This is a genomic window from Acinetobacter sp. WCHAc060006, from assembly GCF_004209135.1.
In the GTDB taxonomy this organism is placed as follows: domain Bacteria; phylum Pseudomonadota; class Gammaproteobacteria; order Pseudomonadales; family Moraxellaceae; genus Acinetobacter; species Acinetobacter cumulans.
Window position 1 is genome coordinate 77,000 of the sequence record NZ_SGSS01000004.1, and the last position, 17,808, is coordinate 94,807.

At 40.2% G+C, this 17,808-nt stretch carries 13 protein-coding genes; 12 read left to right on the plus strand and 1 reads right to left on the minus strand.

Features of this window, described 5'->3' with window-relative positions:
- Window positions 1-2: 2 nt before the first annotated feature.
- A complete protein-coding gene (locus tag EXE29_RS03905; protein ID WP_106984965.1) occupies window positions 3-647 on the plus strand; it encodes a hypothetical protein in 645 nt (214 codons plus the stop codon).
- On the opposite strand, the gene EXE29_RS03910 is transcribed toward EXE29_RS03905, so the two are convergent.
- Window positions 642-1,577, minus strand: a complete 936-nt coding sequence (locus EXE29_RS03910; RefSeq protein WP_117006722.1) for an AraC family transcriptional regulator — start codon at window positions 1,575-1,577, stop codon at window positions 642-644. The genes EXE29_RS03905 and EXE29_RS03910 overlap by 6 nt on opposite strands.
- 189 nt (window positions 1,578-1,766) lie before the next feature.
- On the opposite strand from EXE29_RS03910, the gene EXE29_RS03915 reads away from it, so the two are divergent.
- The 11 genes from EXE29_RS03915 (at window position 1,767) to mtlD (ending at window position 17,664) form a co-directional block, all read left to right on the plus strand.
- Window positions 1,767-2,963, plus strand: a complete 1,197-nt coding sequence (locus EXE29_RS03915; RefSeq protein ID WP_120363965.1) for an alkane 1-monooxygenase — start codon at window positions 1,767-1,769, stop codon at window positions 2,961-2,963.
- Window positions 2,964-3,109: 146 nt separating this feature from the next.
- On the plus strand, window positions 3,110-3,577 hold the full coding sequence (ybaK, locus tag EXE29_RS03920; RefSeq protein ID WP_117006724.1) for a Cys-tRNA(Pro) deacylase: 468 nt from the start codon (window positions 3,110-3,112) through the stop codon (window positions 3,575-3,577).
- Between the two features lie 444 nt (window positions 3,578-4,021).
- On the plus strand, window positions 4,022-5,845 hold the full coding sequence (locus EXE29_RS03925) for an IucA/IucC family protein (RefSeq protein ID WP_120363964.1): 1,824 nt from the start codon (window positions 4,022-4,024) through the stop codon (window positions 5,843-5,845).
- Window positions 5,838-7,298 (plus strand): lysine N(6)-hydroxylase/L-ornithine N(5)-oxygenase family protein, encoded by a 1,461-nt coding sequence (locus EXE29_RS03930; RefSeq protein ID WP_120363963.1) that lies wholly within the window; start codon window positions 5,838-5,840, stop codon window positions 7,296-7,298. The genes EXE29_RS03925 and EXE29_RS03930 overlap by 8 nt, the downstream gene beginning before the upstream one ends.
- Complete coding sequence (locus EXE29_RS03935) at window positions 7,295-9,163, plus strand: IucA/IucC family protein (protein ID WP_120363962.1); 1,869 nt, start codon at window positions 7,295-7,297, stop codon at window positions 9,161-9,163. The genes EXE29_RS03930 and EXE29_RS03935 overlap by 4 nt, the downstream gene beginning before the upstream one ends.
- A gap of 29 nt (window positions 9,164-9,192) precedes the next feature.
- Window positions 9,193-9,837, plus strand: a complete 645-nt coding sequence (locus EXE29_RS03940) for a GNAT family N-acetyltransferase (RefSeq protein WP_117006728.1) — start codon at window positions 9,193-9,195, stop codon at window positions 9,835-9,837.
- Window positions 9,834-10,208, plus strand: a complete 375-nt coding sequence (locus tag EXE29_RS03945) for a hypothetical protein (protein ID WP_120363961.1) — start codon at window positions 9,834-9,836, stop codon at window positions 10,206-10,208. The genes EXE29_RS03940 and EXE29_RS03945 overlap by 4 nt, the downstream gene beginning before the upstream one ends.
- Window positions 10,181-11,488, plus strand: coding sequence for an MFS transporter (locus tag EXE29_RS03950; protein WP_120363960.1), 1,308 nt, complete (start codon window positions 10,181-10,183; stop codon window positions 11,486-11,488). Before EXE29_RS03945 ends, EXE29_RS03950 begins: the two co-directional genes overlap by 28 nt.
- Complete coding sequence (locus EXE29_RS03955) at window positions 11,485-13,731, plus strand: TonB-dependent receptor (protein ID WP_120363959.1); 2,247 nt, start codon at window positions 11,485-11,487, stop codon at window positions 13,729-13,731. The genes EXE29_RS03950 and EXE29_RS03955 overlap by 4 nt, the downstream gene beginning before the upstream one ends.
- Before the next feature lie 101 nt (window positions 13,732-13,832).
- Window positions 13,833-15,104 carry an MFS transporter gene (locus tag EXE29_RS03960; protein WP_106984976.1) on the plus strand — a complete coding sequence of 424 codons (1,272 nt, stop codon included), beginning with the start codon at window positions 13,833-13,835 and terminating at the stop codon, window positions 15,102-15,104.
- Between the two features lie 472 nt (window positions 15,105-15,576).
- Window positions 15,577-17,664, plus strand: a complete 2,088-nt coding sequence (gene mtlD, locus EXE29_RS03965) for a bifunctional mannitol-1-phosphate dehydrogenase/phosphatase (RefSeq protein WP_106984977.1) — start codon at window positions 15,577-15,579, stop codon at window positions 17,662-17,664.
- Window positions 17,665-17,808 lie beyond the last annotated feature (144 nt).

Consider the following 17,808-nt stretch of genomic DNA (forward strand, 5'->3'; position numbering starts at 1 on the left):
TAATGTACCAATTACATCCGAGTCTTAGGCTACAAAAATTATTTAAAGATCAGCCTTATCAAGGCTGTTGTCCTATTGATGCTAAATATTTGTTTATAGGTTTAGATGCAAACTATTCAGCGGATATTGAGAAACAGGATGTATTCCCATTTCTTCTTCAATATCACCAGAATGGAGTCGAGTTTTGGCGAAAATATAATATGCATCATCCATTCTTGCATAAAAATTATAAAGGTGATGGGAAAAAGTATCATCAATCATTTGCCAAAATTGGATTAACATGTGAACTTGCAAATGAAATTTCATTTATTGAATTGTTGCATGTACCGACTGTTGGTAGAAATATGCTAACAATTGATGATTTGAATGAGCAACATTTAGATTATATTAACTGTGCAATATTTTCGAATAAGAAAAAAGCAGTTTTTATTTCTAACTCAGTATTTATGTTAATGAGAAAAAGTAAAAAATTTAATTGGTTAAGTGATCCTAAATCAATCCATAGTCATCATTTGCAAGTCTTTTATGATGAAAATACTGTGGTTTATAAGCATTTGCATTTTTCTAATTATGGGAAATTTCAAGCACGAAAAGAAATCGAAGCTAAAGAAATTTATAATATTATTCAGTCAACTAGTTCATTATAACCTTGTGTGCTTTACTCTATACTGACTTGGCGTGAGTTCATAAGAGCGTTTAAAACTTTGGCTAAAAGCAGTTTCGGATGAATAGCCGACACGATGTGCAATTTGTTGAATCGATAAATCCCCATGGCGTAAATGTTGTGATGCCAAGCGGAGTCGATGTTGCTGTAAATAAGCCAAAGGTGTTTCGCCAATAATTTGAGTGAATAAATTGGCAAATTTAGAGCGTGACATACAGCATTGTTCAGCCAAACTTTCTACTGTCCAAGCAAATTCAGGTTGCCCATGTATGGCAGCCAAAGCATTAGAAAGTTCAACATGTGTGAGGGCATTTAACCAATTTTGTGAATCACTTAACTGTGCAATGTGATCACGCACACATTCAATAAATAAAATACTCACCAAATGATCGAGAATTTTGTCACGACCAGGTCGAATTTGATTGGCCTCAACGGCAAGAAATTGTAAGCCAATCTGCAACCATTCTGGGGCTGTGCTACTTAAAATATGATGAATATGTAAATAGTGGGGCAGTGCATTAAATAAAGGCTTGGCCATAATACTGTCTACACGACCACGAATGGCTAAAATTAAACTTTCTTCATGTTTAGGGTGTTGTTCAGATTTAAGGTGAATGGTCTTTTGGTGCTTTTCATCAAAAAGTGGATGAATATCGGTAGCATCTTGAAATACTGCATTTTTGGATGCGGTACATAAGTGAGGAAGACCTGATGGGACTAAAAGTAAATCACCTGATTCGAGCATAATTTGCTTGTCTGCAATATGTAATACACATTGGCCGTGCATCATAATATAGGCCACCATTGCGCCATGCTCTTGATGCTGGAAGGCCCAATTATTTTGGGCTTTCAAATAGATATATTCAGAATGATTTAAATGTATATCATCGAAAATTTTACTTAAAGCGTCCATGTGCTTTGTTTTTCTTTCCTATTTCTTTTTGCTTTATCATCCAAACATAACAGAAAGAGTGTCTGTAGGTCATTATTTATCAAATTAAGCCAAAGACTTTGGCGTAGGTTTTTTGGACGCTCAAGACTTTTGTTACGGCCTTATTTCTACAAAGATAAAGACAGTAAAAGAAATAAGGAAATTTGCCAGATGAATGCGCCTCTACAACTCACGTCAGAGAACACAATACTTCGTACAGGACGTCAACTCGACAAAAAAAGATTTGGTTGGTTACTTAGCCCAGGTTTACCTGTCATTGGGATGGGGATTGTGGCAGGTTATCATTTTGGTCCTAAAGCAACCAAAAAAGTGTTTGCACTGGGAGGACCTTTATTACTGCATGTGATTATTCCAATGATTGATGCTTTGGTTGGCTCAGATGATAACAATCCAAGTGATGATGACATTAAGCAGTTGGTGCAAGACCCATATTATGACCGTATTGTAAAAGTATTTATTCCATTACAAATGGCTGCCAATGTGTTTGCTGGCTATGTGGTTACACGTAAAAATGTTTCTTTGCTGGATCAAGTCCTACTTGGGATTTCGATGGGAGCAATTAATGGTGTAGCTGTAAATACAGCACATGAACTTTGCCACCGTCCTAACAAAAAAGATCATTACTGGTCACATGCAACATTGATGCCTTTGGCGTATAACCACTTTCGTATTGAGCATCCGTATGGGCACCATAAACGTGCAGCGACGCCTGAAGATCCTGCTTCATCTAAAATGGGTGAAACCTTTTATGAATTTTGGCCACGAACTGTTTTTGGTGGCATAAAGTCGGCTGTTGAAATTGAAAGAAATCGTTTAAAACGTAAAGGCTTATCTTTCTTTAGTAAAGAAAATGAGTTATTTCATGGCTGGGCAATGAGTGCGGGCTTTCATGGCACAATGTTGTCTTTATTTGGTAAAAAAGTTGCGCCGTATTTGGCTACACAAGCATTTTATGGTGTTAGCCTATTTGAAGTGATTAACTATATTGAACATTATGGTTTGAAACGCACACAAAAAGAAGACGGCTCTTATGCTCGAACTATGCCTGAACATAGTTGGAATAATAATAATATTGTGACGAATTTATTTTTGTACCAATTGCAACGTCATTCAGATCATCATGCTTATCCAACACGACCGTTCCAAGCCTTACGTCATTTTGATGAAGCGCCTGAGCTACCAAGTGGTTATGCAACTATGCTTATACCCGCATTGATTCCTTCTTTGTGGTTTAAGATGATGGATAAACGTGTCTATGATCATTATGAGGGGGATTTGACCAAGGCCAATATTCACCCAAAACGCCGTGATCGAATCTTTAAAAAGTTTGGCTTAAGCCTATCCTAAATAATTAATACGCTCTTAAAACTTCGCTAAAACCCATACACAAGTATGGGTTTTATGTTTTTTGAATAGGTTTAGATTCGGATCAGTCATTGTATGGAAGATGTATCGGCATATAATAAGGGCCTGTTTAAAGCATCAGAATATCTATGACTCCAGCAACTAAACTACTAAAAGCACAAAAAATTGAATTTTCTATTCATGAATATGAGCATGATCCAGATGCGAAAAGCTTTGGTTTAGAAGCTGCAGAAAAGCTTGGTTTACAGGTAGAAGAAGTGTTTAAAACGCTTATGGTTACCGATGAAAAAAACTATTTTGTGGCTGTGTTACCTGTGAATCATCAACTGAACTTAAAAAAAGTGGCTTCGGCTTTTGGCTGTAAAAAGCTTAAAATGGCAGACCCTAAAGATGCTGAACGACTCACGGGTTATTTGGTCGGGGGGATTAGTCCTGTTGGGCAAAAGAAAAGACTAAAAACAGTGATTGATGCAAGTGCTGAAACATTAGCTAAAATTTATGTGAGTGGCGGGAAGCGTGGTTTAGACATTGGCTTAAAACCGCAAGATTTAGCCAAAGTGTTGGGTGCAGACTTTGTCGATGTTTTAGATCAATAACAGCTTTATTCTCATACTTATGATATGCAGAGCACAATATGAACAATATTGTGCTTTTTTTACGAGGTTCATTTTTATTGTTATAAAAATATAATTATTACAAATAGATAGATTTTATTTATTTTTCTTATGGGGAGGGATTACGCTTAGAAAATGATAAAAACAATCGTAAATGAGAATATTATCATTTAGTTCCATGCCAATATTTCTAATACTTTTCAGCAGAAATATTCATATTAAAAAATAAATAACTAAAAAACAGTTTATTACAGCAAAAAATCGAATTTGTTAGCAAAAATTCACAAAAGTGCAAATGTTAACAATAATGATTATCATTAATATGTTTTTGAGCGTTGGCCAGCGCAGTCACAAAATTTGTGCATTAAAAGAAACATAAATATATGAAAGGCTCAAATTGAGTTTAAAAACAGAGGATATGGTCAGATGAAAGCGCTTGCTAGTCGCTTGGCGATGCAGCATCTTGTCAATGCATACTCACAAGAAACGGGTAAATCAATTTTACTCGAGAAGTATCAACAAAATTCATCTCAACTGACGTTTAGCCAAGGCTTGACGTTATTGGTATTGCCATTAGATGCAATACAGTCTCAGCTGTTGGTGCCGCTCTCCTATGTGAGTACAGTAGGACGTCATCGTATAGCTACGTTGCCCAAAGTAAGGAGTAAGGGGCAATTTCAAAATATGAGCTGTGTGGCTATGGTGGCCTTACTTTTAGAAGAGCTTGTAATGACATCACGTGTAGGTGATGCGCAAGAAGAAGTGCAACCCTGTCAAACAACACGTTTAGATCCTGCATCATTGTTGGAGCGTTGGATTGAAAGTCGAGATGCACTTACGCAGTTTTTAACCCTGCGTCAGCATGAATTTGACGATTTTATTCAGCTCGAACAAAGTTTTATAGAAACTGAACAGGCCTTAATTTTAGGACATAGCATGCATCCTGCACCCAAAAGTAGAGTGGGTTTTGTGCATGAAGACTGGACAAATTTCTCACCAGAAGCCAAGTCACAGACCCCAATGCATTATTGGTTGGTCGCACCAGACTATATTGCAGAAGGGAATGCTCTCAATACGTCTATTTCGAGTGAATTGAAACAGCATTTATACAAACATTTAAGTAATACAGATTATGCATGCTTAGAAAAATATCCACATTATAAATTATTGCCATTACATCCTTGGCAAGCACGCTATTTGCAGTGTAAGCCGTGGTTTAAGCAATTAAAGGCGCAAGATCAAATCATCGATTTAGGTGAGCGTGCTTGGGCATTTTCACCGACAACTTCAGTACGAACTTTGGCAAGTTTTGATGCGCCTTGGATGTTGAAGCCATCGTTATCTGTCATGATTACCAACTCGATCCGCGTGAATTTAGCCAAAGAATGCTACCGGGGCGAAATGACACATCAACTATGGCACAGTACTTTAGGGCAGAAAATATTAGCGCAATGCCCAACTTTAAAAGCATTGAATGATCCAGCTTGGATTGCACTAAAACAGCAAGATGAAATCATCAATGAAACGATCTGCATTTTTAGAGATCAGCCCTTTGATAAGACGCAACAAGTAAGCTGTATTGCATCCTTATGTCAGGATCATCCAAGCCAAGCACAAAATCGTTTTGACACGTTATTTGCCTATTTGCATCAGCAAAATCCAGCACAAGATCGAGGCCAAATTGCGCTGTATTGGTTCCAAAAGTTCCTCGATATTTCTTTAAAGCCGTTGATGCATGTGTATCACCAATATGGCATGGCATTTGAGTCACATCAGCAAAATGTGTTACTTGAACTGGAACATGGCTTACCTAAATATTTGTGGCTTCGCGACAATCAAGGTTTTTATTACATTCAAGAGCGGGCAACGGAAGTACTATCGCTATTTCCAGATTTAGCCGATAAGGCCCACGCTGTAGGCTCGCAAGAATTTGTAGATGAACGTTTTAGTTATTATTTCTTTGGTAATACCTTATTTGGTTTGATTAATGCCATTGGTGCAACGGGGTGGATTAAGGAACAACAGCTATTAGATGAATTACAGCAGCGATTATTGGTTTTATTTGCGCAATATCCTGAAAGTAGCCTATTACATGCTTTGCTCTACCAAGAGACTCTACCGTATAAAGCGAATCTTTTAACGCGATTACATGAGCTTGATGAGCTCATTGCACCTGTAGAACAACAGTCTGTGTATGTTCAATTGAGTAATCCTTTGCAACTTAAACAAAAGGATGCGCGCTATGCTTGATTTTATAGGAATTGGATTAGGGCCCTTTAATTTAAGTTTGGCCAGCTTATTACAAGATAAAACCAATTTGAAATATCGCTTTTTTGAACAAAAAGCGCAGTTTGATTGGCATGCGGGGATGCAGTTACCAGATACCGTTTTGCAAGTACCATTTATGGCCGATTTGGTGTCGATGGTTGATCCGACCAGTCCTTATAGTTTTTTAAATTATTTAAAAGCACAGCAACGTTTATATAAGTTTTATTTTCTTGAACGTTCGCAAATTCCACGACGTGAATATAACCATTATTGCCAATGGGTCGCAGATCAGCTCAGCAATATTCAATATCAATCGAGTGTCAAAGCTATTTATGCCAAAGAGCATGGTTTTGAAGTTGTGGTCGAGCAAGATGGTGTATTACAACATTTTCTATGCCGTCATTTGGTGATTGGTTCAGGGAATGTACCTCATTTACCTGTGTGCTTGCAGAGCTTGCAACAACAGTATCCTGAACAATGTTTACACTCGGCTTCGTACCTCAGCCAGAGTGGTCAGCAGCGTAGTGGTAATGTGGTGGTGTTGGGTTCAGGCCAATCTGCTGCCGAAGTCTTTATGGACTTGTTTGATCAGCAGCATGCGCAAGAGCGTCAGCCAAGATCTACTCGTCAAGCATTGCCTTATAAGTTGCACTGGCTTACACGGTCTAATGGGTTTTTCCCAATGGAATATGCACCGCTTGGCTTGGAGCACTTTAGTCCAGATTATACCGAGCATTTTTATCAACTCAGTGCAGCGCAAAAAGCGGATCAATTGAAACAACAAGCATTGTTGTATAAGGGCATTAGTGCACAAACGATTCGTGAAATTTACCAAAAACTGTATCACCGCAGTATTGGTACACGAGAGCAAATGACGCACTTACATGCGCAATCACATTTAAAGCATGCAGAGTATGTGCAAGGCAAAATTCAATTGCATTTCCAACATACCGTCACAGAGCAACAGTTTGTTTTACAGGCTGATTGTGTTGTAGCAGCAACAGGTTATGTCAGTCCAGAATTTGAATTTTTAAGATACCTAAAACCCTTAATTCATACCGATGAACAAGGGCGTTGGAAAGTGCATCGTGACTACCGGTTGTCACATGATGCTCTAGGCGAAATTTACGTACAAAACCAAGAGTTGCATACACATGGTGTGGGTACACCCGACTTAGGTTTAGGTGCATGTCGCGCGGCCCATATTGCCAATCAATTAGTAGGATATGAGCTGTATGAAATGAGCGACCAAGCTCAGTGTTTTCAGCACTTTCGGCCTGAAAAAAACCCAGAGTTAAGTCTGGTGTCTACAGCGCATCAAACGGTGCCGATGCAGGAGCAATTTTGCATTCAAAAGTTGAACGATCAGACACAACGCTTTGAATTAAAAGGGCTAAAAACACAGAAAAATAATGTATTTGAGTATATATCATGAAATTTGCAAAGTTACAGATTGGTCAAAAAGAGTGGCGCCGTGCAGGCCAGCAATTAATAGAAATGGCAATTGCTGAATTTTTATATGAAGAAATGATGAGCGTCACGAAAATAGCACCAAGGACCTACCATTTGGTGTTAAACGGACAGGTTTATCAGTTTAAAGGTGAGCAATATTTGCTTGGGCATTGGCAGATTGAAACAGGTTCAGTTCGCGAGTTTTCAATCAATCAACCAGATGATCCTGATTTAAATACTGAGCCAGCATGGAATTTACATGCATTTATACAGGCTTTTGCCATTCAAGCGAATGTAAAGCCGTTTACTCAAGCCTATTTAATGAAAGAGATGAACAATACGTGGTTGGCAGAAGCGCATGTGATGCTTGAGCACCGTCTGCCAAGTACAGCGGTACTCACAGAGCCTCACTATAAAATTGAAGGTATGCTGCGCGGTCACCCTTGGTTAATTATGAGTAAGGGGCGTATGGGCTTTGGTTATGATGACTATGTGACCAGTGCCCCCGAGCTTTCACCACAAGTTAAAGTGCTGTGGTTGGCGGTTCACCGTGATTTAGCACAGTTTCGTGCAACAGCAGAATGGCAAGCCAGTCGTTTATATGAATATGAGTTGAGTGCATCTGAACGAAATCATTTTGAAGAGATCTTATTTCAGCGTGGTTTATCGACAGCAGATTATTTCCTCATTCCAGTACATGCATGGCAATGGCACCAATGGTTGGTGGCGACTTATGCTCATGAAATCGTGTCACAGCGCATAATTGAGTTGGATATTGGGCAAGACCAATATGTTCCGATGCAATCCATTCGAACTTTATGCAATATCAGTCAGCCTCAACGTCACTACGTCAAACTCCCTGTCAGTATTTTAAATACGGCGGTTTATCGTGGCTTACCATCGAAACGTAATTTAGCTGCGCCAGCACTCACGGCATGGTTAAAGCAAATTCAGCAACAAGATCCTGATTTAAAAGCTTCTGGTGTAGAGTTCTTGGGCGAAATTGCCACATTGACCATACAGCAGCCTTGCTATGACCAAATTGAAGGCGCGCCATATCAATTTAAAGAGTTATTTGGTTGTTTGTGGCGCGAAAGTGTAGACCCGTGCATTGGCGTAGGTCAGTCTGCGCTGTCTCAAGCTGCGCTTTTGCATCGTGATGCCAATGGTGAATCTATTTTAAAAGTGTTAATTGACGCTTCAGGTTTAAGTCCATTGCAATGGTTAAAGCGCTTTGCTGAAGTCAGTGTTCATCCATTGCTAATTTGTCTTTATAAATATGGTTTGGCTTTTTCACCACATGGTGAAAATACCATGCTGATTCACCGTCAGGGTGTACCTGAAAAAATGGTACTCAAAGACTTTATTGATGATGTGAATTTGGTGGATGAAGATTTTGCCGAGCTGGCCAATTTACCTGCTGAAGCACAAATATTACTGCGCCATAGTGCCTTAGAACTTAGTCATTTTATCTTCACAGGGCTGTTTATGGTGCATTACCGTTATATCTGTAATGTATTTTTGCAAGATTTTCCTTCGCACAGCGAACTTGAGTTTTGGCAAACCATATCTGATGTGATTGCTGCATTTCATCAGGCGCACCCTGAATGGGTTGAACGTATTGAAAAATTTGCAATGTTTAGACCTGAATACGACAAAATTTGCCTCAATCGCGTGCGTTTATTTACCACCAGTTATAACGATGAGGCAGAACGCCCAGTTCCAGTTTTTCTAGACCCAATTGCAAATCCTGTAAGCCCACAAACATTAGCGCAGTGGGCAACACAGATTACATCGAATAAAGCTCAACCATCTGTGTCTGCAAAGCAACAGCCAGCTATTTCATAACATTTAAGACATTTTTTAGGACGAAAATAATGACTACTTTATCGCGTCAACTGCCTGATTTTTATGAATACCATGAGAATGAGACGCAATTCTATTTACGACAAATGCGATATCCAGAAGATATGGCTTTGGTACATAAATGGATGCATGAGCCGCATGTCATTCCACAGTGGCAACTGAACAAATCTGAACTTGAGCTACAGGTCTATTATGAAAAAGCCTTGGCGGATGATCATCACCGAATATTGATTGTTGGTGTGAATGGGCAGGATGTGGGCTATACCGAAATTTATGAAGGTAAGCGCGACCGCTTAGGGCGCTATTACGACGGGGATGACACAGATTTAGGCTGGCATTTGTTATTTGGTGAAAAGTCTGCATTTGGTCAGGGATATTTAAGACCCGTGATGCGAATGCTGGGTTTTTATATTTTTGAACATGCACCATCTACAAAAATTGTGGGTGAGCCAGACCATACGGTGAAACCTTATGCAGTTGTAGTAGAGGAGCTTTGTTATGAGGCACAGCGATTAATTCCAATGCCTGAAAAAACCGCCATGCTGTATTACTGCTTCAAAGATAAGTTCTATCAAAAATTTGGCGGTTATTTGACTGCATCTCAGCAAGCTCAAAAGAAAATACAGCCTGTAGCGCAGACTGAGGCTATGTTATGAGCTATGCCTCCACACATATCCAAATTATGGACATGCGCTTTTCAGCGCATGTTTCTACCGAAGAGTTTGAGCTATGGCTGAGTCAGGTAGAGCGCTTTTTTCTAAAGCAACAACATTTTGTTTTGGTCATGCAAACTGAGCCTGTGACTGAGTTTCCAGAGCAATACAGACAGCTACAAGCCACATGGTACAAGCGCTATAAGCAAGATTTTTTCCAATACTGTTTGGGATTGGTACGCATTGCACAAGATCCAGCAGATCAGCAACGTTTAAATGCACCGTCTTTACATGCAGCATGGCGTGTACCGTATTACGTCACTTTAGACCGTACAGATGCGTTGCTATGGGCTGTTCAGAGGTGGCTATGTTAAATGTAAAACAACAAGCAACAGGTCAGGGGCTTACAGCATTGAGCTTGGGCATTGTGATTGTGTTGTATTTGGCGCATGCGCTACCCCTGTATTTTTATAATGTGGCGTTGCCTGCAATCTTGAGGCACCAAGGTGTCGATTTACGTTGGATTGGCATGCTGTCTTTGCTGTATCTGCCGTGGGCCTTTAAGTTTTTTTGGGCGCCATATATAGATCGCTTTTATATTCAAAAATTAGGCAAACGAAAAACATGGTTGTTTGTGACCCAAATTGCCTTAGTTTTAGGTGTATTGGCCTTGGCCATGACGCAATTTTCCTATGGTTTAGGGGTATTTGTCATCGTTGGGCTATGGATCTCCACCTTTGCTGCTACGCAAGACATTGCCATTGATGGTTATACCGTAGAAAGCTTTAAAGATGCCGATTACCGTTTTGGCAGTATGGCACAAAGTATTGGTGTTGCATTGGGGAGCATGATTGGTGGGGCTGCTACGCTTTGGCTGTATCAATACTATGGCTGGCAATATGCATTGACCAGTTTGGCTGTGTTGACGGCACTGACCATGCTAGCGATATTTTTTATACAAGAAAAATCTACAATATCGACAACTGCAGAAGCATTCGTTGACACCCGTCCTAGTTTAAAACGTGCTTTTAAACGCCCAGAAATATTGTGGGCTTTGGCCTTAATCTTGTGTTATCGCGTGGTAGAAGCACCAGCAATGGCCATGCTTAATCCGATGCTCATCGACCAACAATGGTCACTCTCACAAATTGGCGTATTGATGTCTGTGATTGGGGCGGGTGTGGGCTTGTTGGCGGCTGTCAGTGCTGCCTTCCTACTAAAAAAAATCCCCTCAACCCAATTACTCATTTGGGCTGCATGGTGTCGTACGGCGCTTTATGCCGTTATGGGCTTTGCCATTGTTTTAGGTTGGTTCCAGCAGTGGCATTTATTCTTGGCGCTTTGCGTTGTGCTGATGCTGGCCATTCGTTATATCGCCATGACAGCGCTGTATGCCTACTTCATGCAAAGCGCATCTAAAGCCCAAGCAGGCACAGATTTCACCATTTTAGTGTGCTTCGAATTGCTGGTGTATTTCATTGGCGGAGCTTTTTCAGGCTTTTTGGCCAAAGCACTTGGCTATGGTCATTTCTATTTGGTTTTGGCCATCGGATCTGTGCTTAGCGTGTTACTGAGCCAACTCATAATTTCACAAATAAAAAAACACAAACTTCGTCAAAAAAATACTGTGTCACACAGTGAGGAAAACCCATGAAACGCTTTTTTGTTCCAATGCAATTGACCTGCTTGAGTCTTGCTGTATGTACACAGCTATATGCTGCCGACATCAACAGTACGGAAAATACCACAACTGAGCCCTCAACCACTAAAATGGAAACCATCGTGGTAACTGCAACACGTTCAGCCAAAAATATTGCTGATATTGCAGGAACGGTTTATAGCATTCCACGTCAAGAAATTGAAAAACAATCGAATGCGGGTAAAAGCACCTCAGACATCTTGGGCGTATTAATTCCATCTTTAACAGCAGGTTCAGGTACAACATCTAACTATGGCATGACCATGCGTGGTCGTGTCGTGCAATATATGATTGATGGCGTACCACAAACGGGTTATCGAGATTTATCACGTCAGTTAAACAGCATTAGCCCTGCCATGATTGAGCGTATTGAAGTGGTTTCAGGAGCCAGCAGTATTTATGGTTCAGGCGCAACTGGCGGTATTATTAATATTATTACGCGCCGTGGTGGTGATGAACCCTTAAGTTTTGAAACCAAATTAGGTGTGACTTCAGGCAATAATATTAAATCTGATGCCATGGCTTATGAAGTTTCACAAGTGATGAATTTTAATCAGGGCGATGTGAAAGGGACTTTAGGTGCAAGCTATGCCAAGCGTGGTGAATTTCAAGACAGTCATGGTAAGCGAATTGGCCCTGAAGTTGCACAGACCGATCGCCAAGACACAGATACGCTAGATTTAAATGGTCGCGTGTCTTGGAAAATTGCTGATGGGCAAAATTTAAGTTTTGGTGCAAATTATTTTCATGATGAACAAGACAGTGAATATGGGCCAGATTATGGGTCAAATTTAGCCGTTTTATTACAAGGGCAAACACCTTCCTTGCATGCTGTTAAAGGCTTACAGTTGGATGAACAACCTCTAACAGAGCGTTATGGCTTTAATACGCAATACGAAAATCAAGACTTTTTGGGCCACCATCTGAATGTAGAAGCATATTACCGCAATGAAGTTGCACGCTTTTATCCGTCTGTAAATGGTTTTGATCATCCTTCACTCAAAACCTTTTTGGTGAGTCAGTCGGAAAGTGAAATGGAGGTATTGGGGGCACGTGTTGCCTTACAAAAAGACTTTGATGTCGCAAATAAAACATTAGGCCTTACTTATGGTGTGGACTATGAAAATGAAAAAGACAGTGCAACCTTCCGCCGTTATGACCTCAATACCTTTATGCAAAGTAATGGCCTAAACTTTAAAGCACAGGGCAAATATGGTTTTGGGCCAGATGTTGAAACCAGTAAAATTGGTGCTTTCGTACAAGCTCAAATGGATGTAACAGACCGAATTGGTGTGCAAGCAGGCGTGCGTCAAGAATATGTAGAAAGTAAAGTTGCAGCTTCTACGCCGTATTCTGAACAAGTGGTCGCCAATGATGTGCCAGGCTATCAGGCCAAAACCCTCAATGGCGGTAAAATTGACCACGATGCAACCTTATTTAATTTGGGTGCGGTCTATCATTTAACAGACGAGCAACAGCTGTTTGCTAATTTTTCACAAGGGGCTAATTTACCCGATGTACAGCGTATGCTCCGTGATGTGCCTGCTGGTTTTGAGGTAAGCAACAAAAGTATTCAGCCAATTAAAGTCAATAGTTATGAAGTGGGATGGCGTAAACAGTCTGCAACAGGGTTAAATGCAGGGCTGTCGGCTTTTTATAATGACTCTAATAAATCGATTAAATTTGGACAGCCAAATTTTACCATTGATGTCGTTGATACGGATGAGCGCGTTTATGGCCTAGAAGGCAATATGAGTTATCAGTTACAGCCTGATTGGACAGTAGGGGGAACTCTGGCTTATACACGCGGCCAGTTTAAAAATACCACAGGTGCTTGGCAAGAACTGGACGCTATCCGTGTAGCTCCTTTAAAAGGGACAGTTTTTTCTGAATGGCAATTTGATCATGACATGAGCTTACGTGTGCAAGCACTTGCAGTAGGGGGGGCAGATAAAGCGAAAAAAGATGCTGAAAAATATGGTTCACGTGCACCAGCAGAAATTAAAGGTTTTAGCACGATGGATGTGATTTTTAATACCAAAGCTGGGCCAGGTAACTTAGGCTTAGGTGTATATAATGTATGGAACAATGACTATAAATCTGTATATAGCCAGTCTGTATCTACGGTATATGGCCCAATTTCGAGCTTGCCTGCACAAGGGCGAACCTATGGTTTGAGTTATAGTTTGAAATATTAAAACTCACACAATCTTTCCGCTTTATGCAGTGCATCGTAAAAAGGTAGCGCAAGCTGCCTTTTTTGCTTTATAAACATGTCAGCCGTATGAGTTATAAAACAATGAAGCAAAATAATAAGATTTTTATTGCCGCAAGCCTTGCCAATGGCGCAAGTTTTTCCATGATTTTACCCTTACTTGCACCACTGGTTCGTAAGTTACAGCTGTCGGAGCTTCAAGCGGGTGCCATGGTGTCTATAGGTGCGCTCCTCATGGCGTGTGCTGCAATTTATATCAGTAAAAATCAAACAAAGTTTTCAATTTATCAATTGCTGAGCATTGGTTTTATTGGCATGGCAGTCACGTGGGGACTGTTTAGTGGTGTGCTCATGTATGGGCTTACGGCGCAAATATCCGTAATGTTGCTATTTACCTTACTCATGTTGGCGCGCGCCAGTACAGGGGTATTTATGGCAATGCCACAAATTGCGCTACAAACCCATGTTATGACCAGTTATGAAGAAGAACAGCTACGCTCAAAAACTATGTCAAAATTTGGTGCGCTCAATAGCGTAGGTGTGGTATTTGGGCCATTTTTGACCACATTACTGTTGGCATGGGGCATGATGACACCACTTTGGGCTGCTATTGCGATTTTGAGCATTATTAGTGTGGTGATTGTTGTGTTATTTGACCAGCAAAAGCCAAAGGATGCCAGTTCAGAAAACTCAATCAGCCTTGAATCTACAAGTACTTTGGCTCAACAGAGCAAGAGTTTAGATTCAGATGAAGTACTGACAGAGGGGAAAAACTTTAGTTTAAAGCGCTCAATGGCATGGCTGGTACTCGGGTTTAGTTTGTACTTGGCTATCGTTACGGTTAATTTAACCGCTGGCTTTTATATTCAAGACCACTTTAAAACCAGTGTTTTACAAGGTGCGACATATTTTTCTCAATGCTCGTTACTGGTGGGAATTTCGCTGGTGGTGATGCAAGTGCTGATTTCTAAAAAGCTCAAATGGTCTGTATATACCTTACTTTGGGTGGGCTTGGTTGCAATGAGTATCGCACTTTGGATATCTGTCAGCACAGAACATTTGAGAGTATTCCAACTGGCCTATGTGCTTTATGGTGTGTCGGTAGCGTGTTTAATCCCTGCTTTTACTACAGGTGCTGCGCAAACTGCACCTAAACATCAGCAGGCTAAAGTGGCTAGTTGGTGTACGGCTACACAAGCTTTAAGTTTTGTAATCGGGCCAATTCTAAGCACTGGCTTATACCAATGGCATACGTCTTATCCGTATTATTTTTTAATGCTCACGATGTTTGCACTCATGGTGTTTTTTGCATTCAAGCAAATCAGTCCCGAAAAAACAGCTGAATTGGCCCGTTAAATTGACTAGTTAAATTTATCAATTTTTATGCTGGAACTTAAGTCTGCATAGTTACATCAATATTTATGTTTTAAGCCAATCACGATCAAGTAGCAAGCTATTGAGATTTGTCTGATTGGCTGATTCATGTTAAGTGAAGATTTGTTTTAGCCTATTTTTTTCGCGTTGATTCGTTATTTATACTGCTGAATATTGATCTCTTTTTATGTGCTTAAGCTGGAAAAGCTGTAGAAGATAGAATTATTTTGACTGTACGGCTCCGATGTTATTTTGTGCTTATTCTCCATTTATCGCTTGTTGAGATTACATAAGCACATTAGAGCGCTAAAGAAAAAACAACAAAAAATAGTAAGCTTTAAATATTTTGGATCAAAAAATAATCAAATTTGTTTCCATATTTATATTTTAGCCTTTCTTGGTGCGAGCTCAGCTAGCATAGGTAGGTGCATTAATTTATAAATTAGGGGAATAAATGTTTAAATTTCATGGAAAAAATATTTTTGCTGCCATTTTTGATATGGATGGAACAATGTTTGATACTGAGCGGCTTCGGTTTCAAACATTGAAACAGGCATCTCAAGAACTGCATGGCGAGGCATTTTCAGATGCTTATTTAATGGCTTGTTTAGGGCTGAGTGCCAAAAGTGCAGAAGAATTGGCTCATCAAGAATATGGGGAATCAATTCCTTATGCAGACATTCGTCAAAGAGCTGATCAATTGGAATTGGAGTATGTTCGTACGAACGGTGTACCCATTAAATTAGGGTTGGTTCAAGTTTTAGAACGCTTACGTAAATCTGGCCTACGTATGGCGGTAGCCACATCTAGTCGCCGTGCAATTGCAGAAGAATATTTGATTAATGCAGGCGTATATAAATTTTTTGATGTGTTGGTTTGTGGAGATGAAGTACAGCAAGGTAAGCCACATCCAGAAATATTTTTGAAGGCGGCTGAGCAGTTAAATGTCGAAGCAAATGCAAGTCTAATGTTTGAAGACTCTGCCAATGGTATTCGTTCAGCGCGTCATGCAAACGGCATTACCATCTTATTAAAAGACATTAAGACACCGAATGCTGAAATGATGCGTAATGCAGATTTTTATTATGATGATATGTATGCGTTTTTTGATGATTTAGACCAATATGTCGATCATTTGTTGATGCCAGAATTACAAACGGCTTTCCCGCAAACCATTAATTTATTAAGCGTAGGCATCCATGGATTTGGGGCGATTGGTGGGGGCTATCTTGCGCAAGTTTTTTCACATTGGGATGGCTATACGCGGCCAAAGCGTATTTATGCGACCACACGTAATCCACTGTATCAATCTGCGGTAAATGCCTTTGGTGCATATAGTATTCGTTATGGTGAAATGTCTTATGATGAGCGAATTGATAATATACAAGTGATTGATGCTGGCAATCTTGAGCAGATGCAAGAGATGTATACGGAATCGACTATGGTGGCAGTATGTTTGCCTGAATCTGCCTTAGCTCAAGAAGCCAAAACCATTGCACAGGGGCTTATGGCGCGTCATGTTGCATTTGAACAACAAGAGCTTCCGCTGACGTTTTTAATTATTTTAAATAAAATTGGTGCGAAAGCGCTGTTCATGCAACTGGTTCATCGGGCGTTGCTAGACATTACCGATGCAGAGATTGCAAATAAGATTATGTGCCAGCATTATTTCTGCGATACGGTGGTGAATCGTATGGTGTCTAAGCTAAGTGATCAAAACCTATATCGCCAGCTTAAAATTAAACATGGCATTTTTCAGCAACAGCAAGTGGACGCTGAGGACGACGCACAACAGCATTGGGATGATGCGACGCAATTAACGCTCGAGCAAGAACAGCAAGCGACGACTTATATAGATCACTTACGCCGTAATTTACAACCCAGCCATGCATTACAAAATATGGATTTGATTCTATTTCATGCAGAACTCAATATGCCTTTATATGTCGAAAATAACAGTCCTTTGCTACGTAAAATGCGTCAAATGATTTTAGTGGACGACATACAAGACATTCAGCGCATTAAAAATCGTTTATGGAATGGTGTGCATGCGATGACTGCATGGTATGGCAGTGTATTGGGCTATGAAACCATTGGACTTGCGATGGCAGATGAGCGAGTCAGTTTGTTTTGCCAGTCACTGCTTAAAGAAGTGACAGCGGGTCTAAATAGCAGTATGCCAAATTATCATCATGATTTAGCAGAACTGGCTCAGGCATTTTTAAGGTCTTGCCAAAATGCATTTAAAGACCCATGTGCGCGTGTGGCACGAGATCCTTTACGTAAGCTCAGTGCGCAAGAGCGTGTACTCGGTTCATTGCAAACGAATCTTGAGTATGGTTTGCCCACAAGTGCTTTAGAACAAGGTGTTGTATTGGGTGCGATGTATGCCGTACAACAACTGCAATATTCCCAAGAAGATGTGCGGCTATTTTTACAAAAGCAGTTTGCTTTGATCGAGGCAGATCCAAAGCTGGTACAGCAAAGCTTTCATGCGATTGATAGCGTTTTACAGAACCAATTAGCGCAACATGATTTTTAGATTGATCATCTAAATTTACGGCTTTAGGCAAATAGAGTAAAAATGCAGACGATTTATGAACGATTGAGTGTGAGCTGAGAAATATTCAGCTTAAGATGAATATTGCTAATCCAATTGAGTGTGTTTAAGCATGGTTTTCATGCC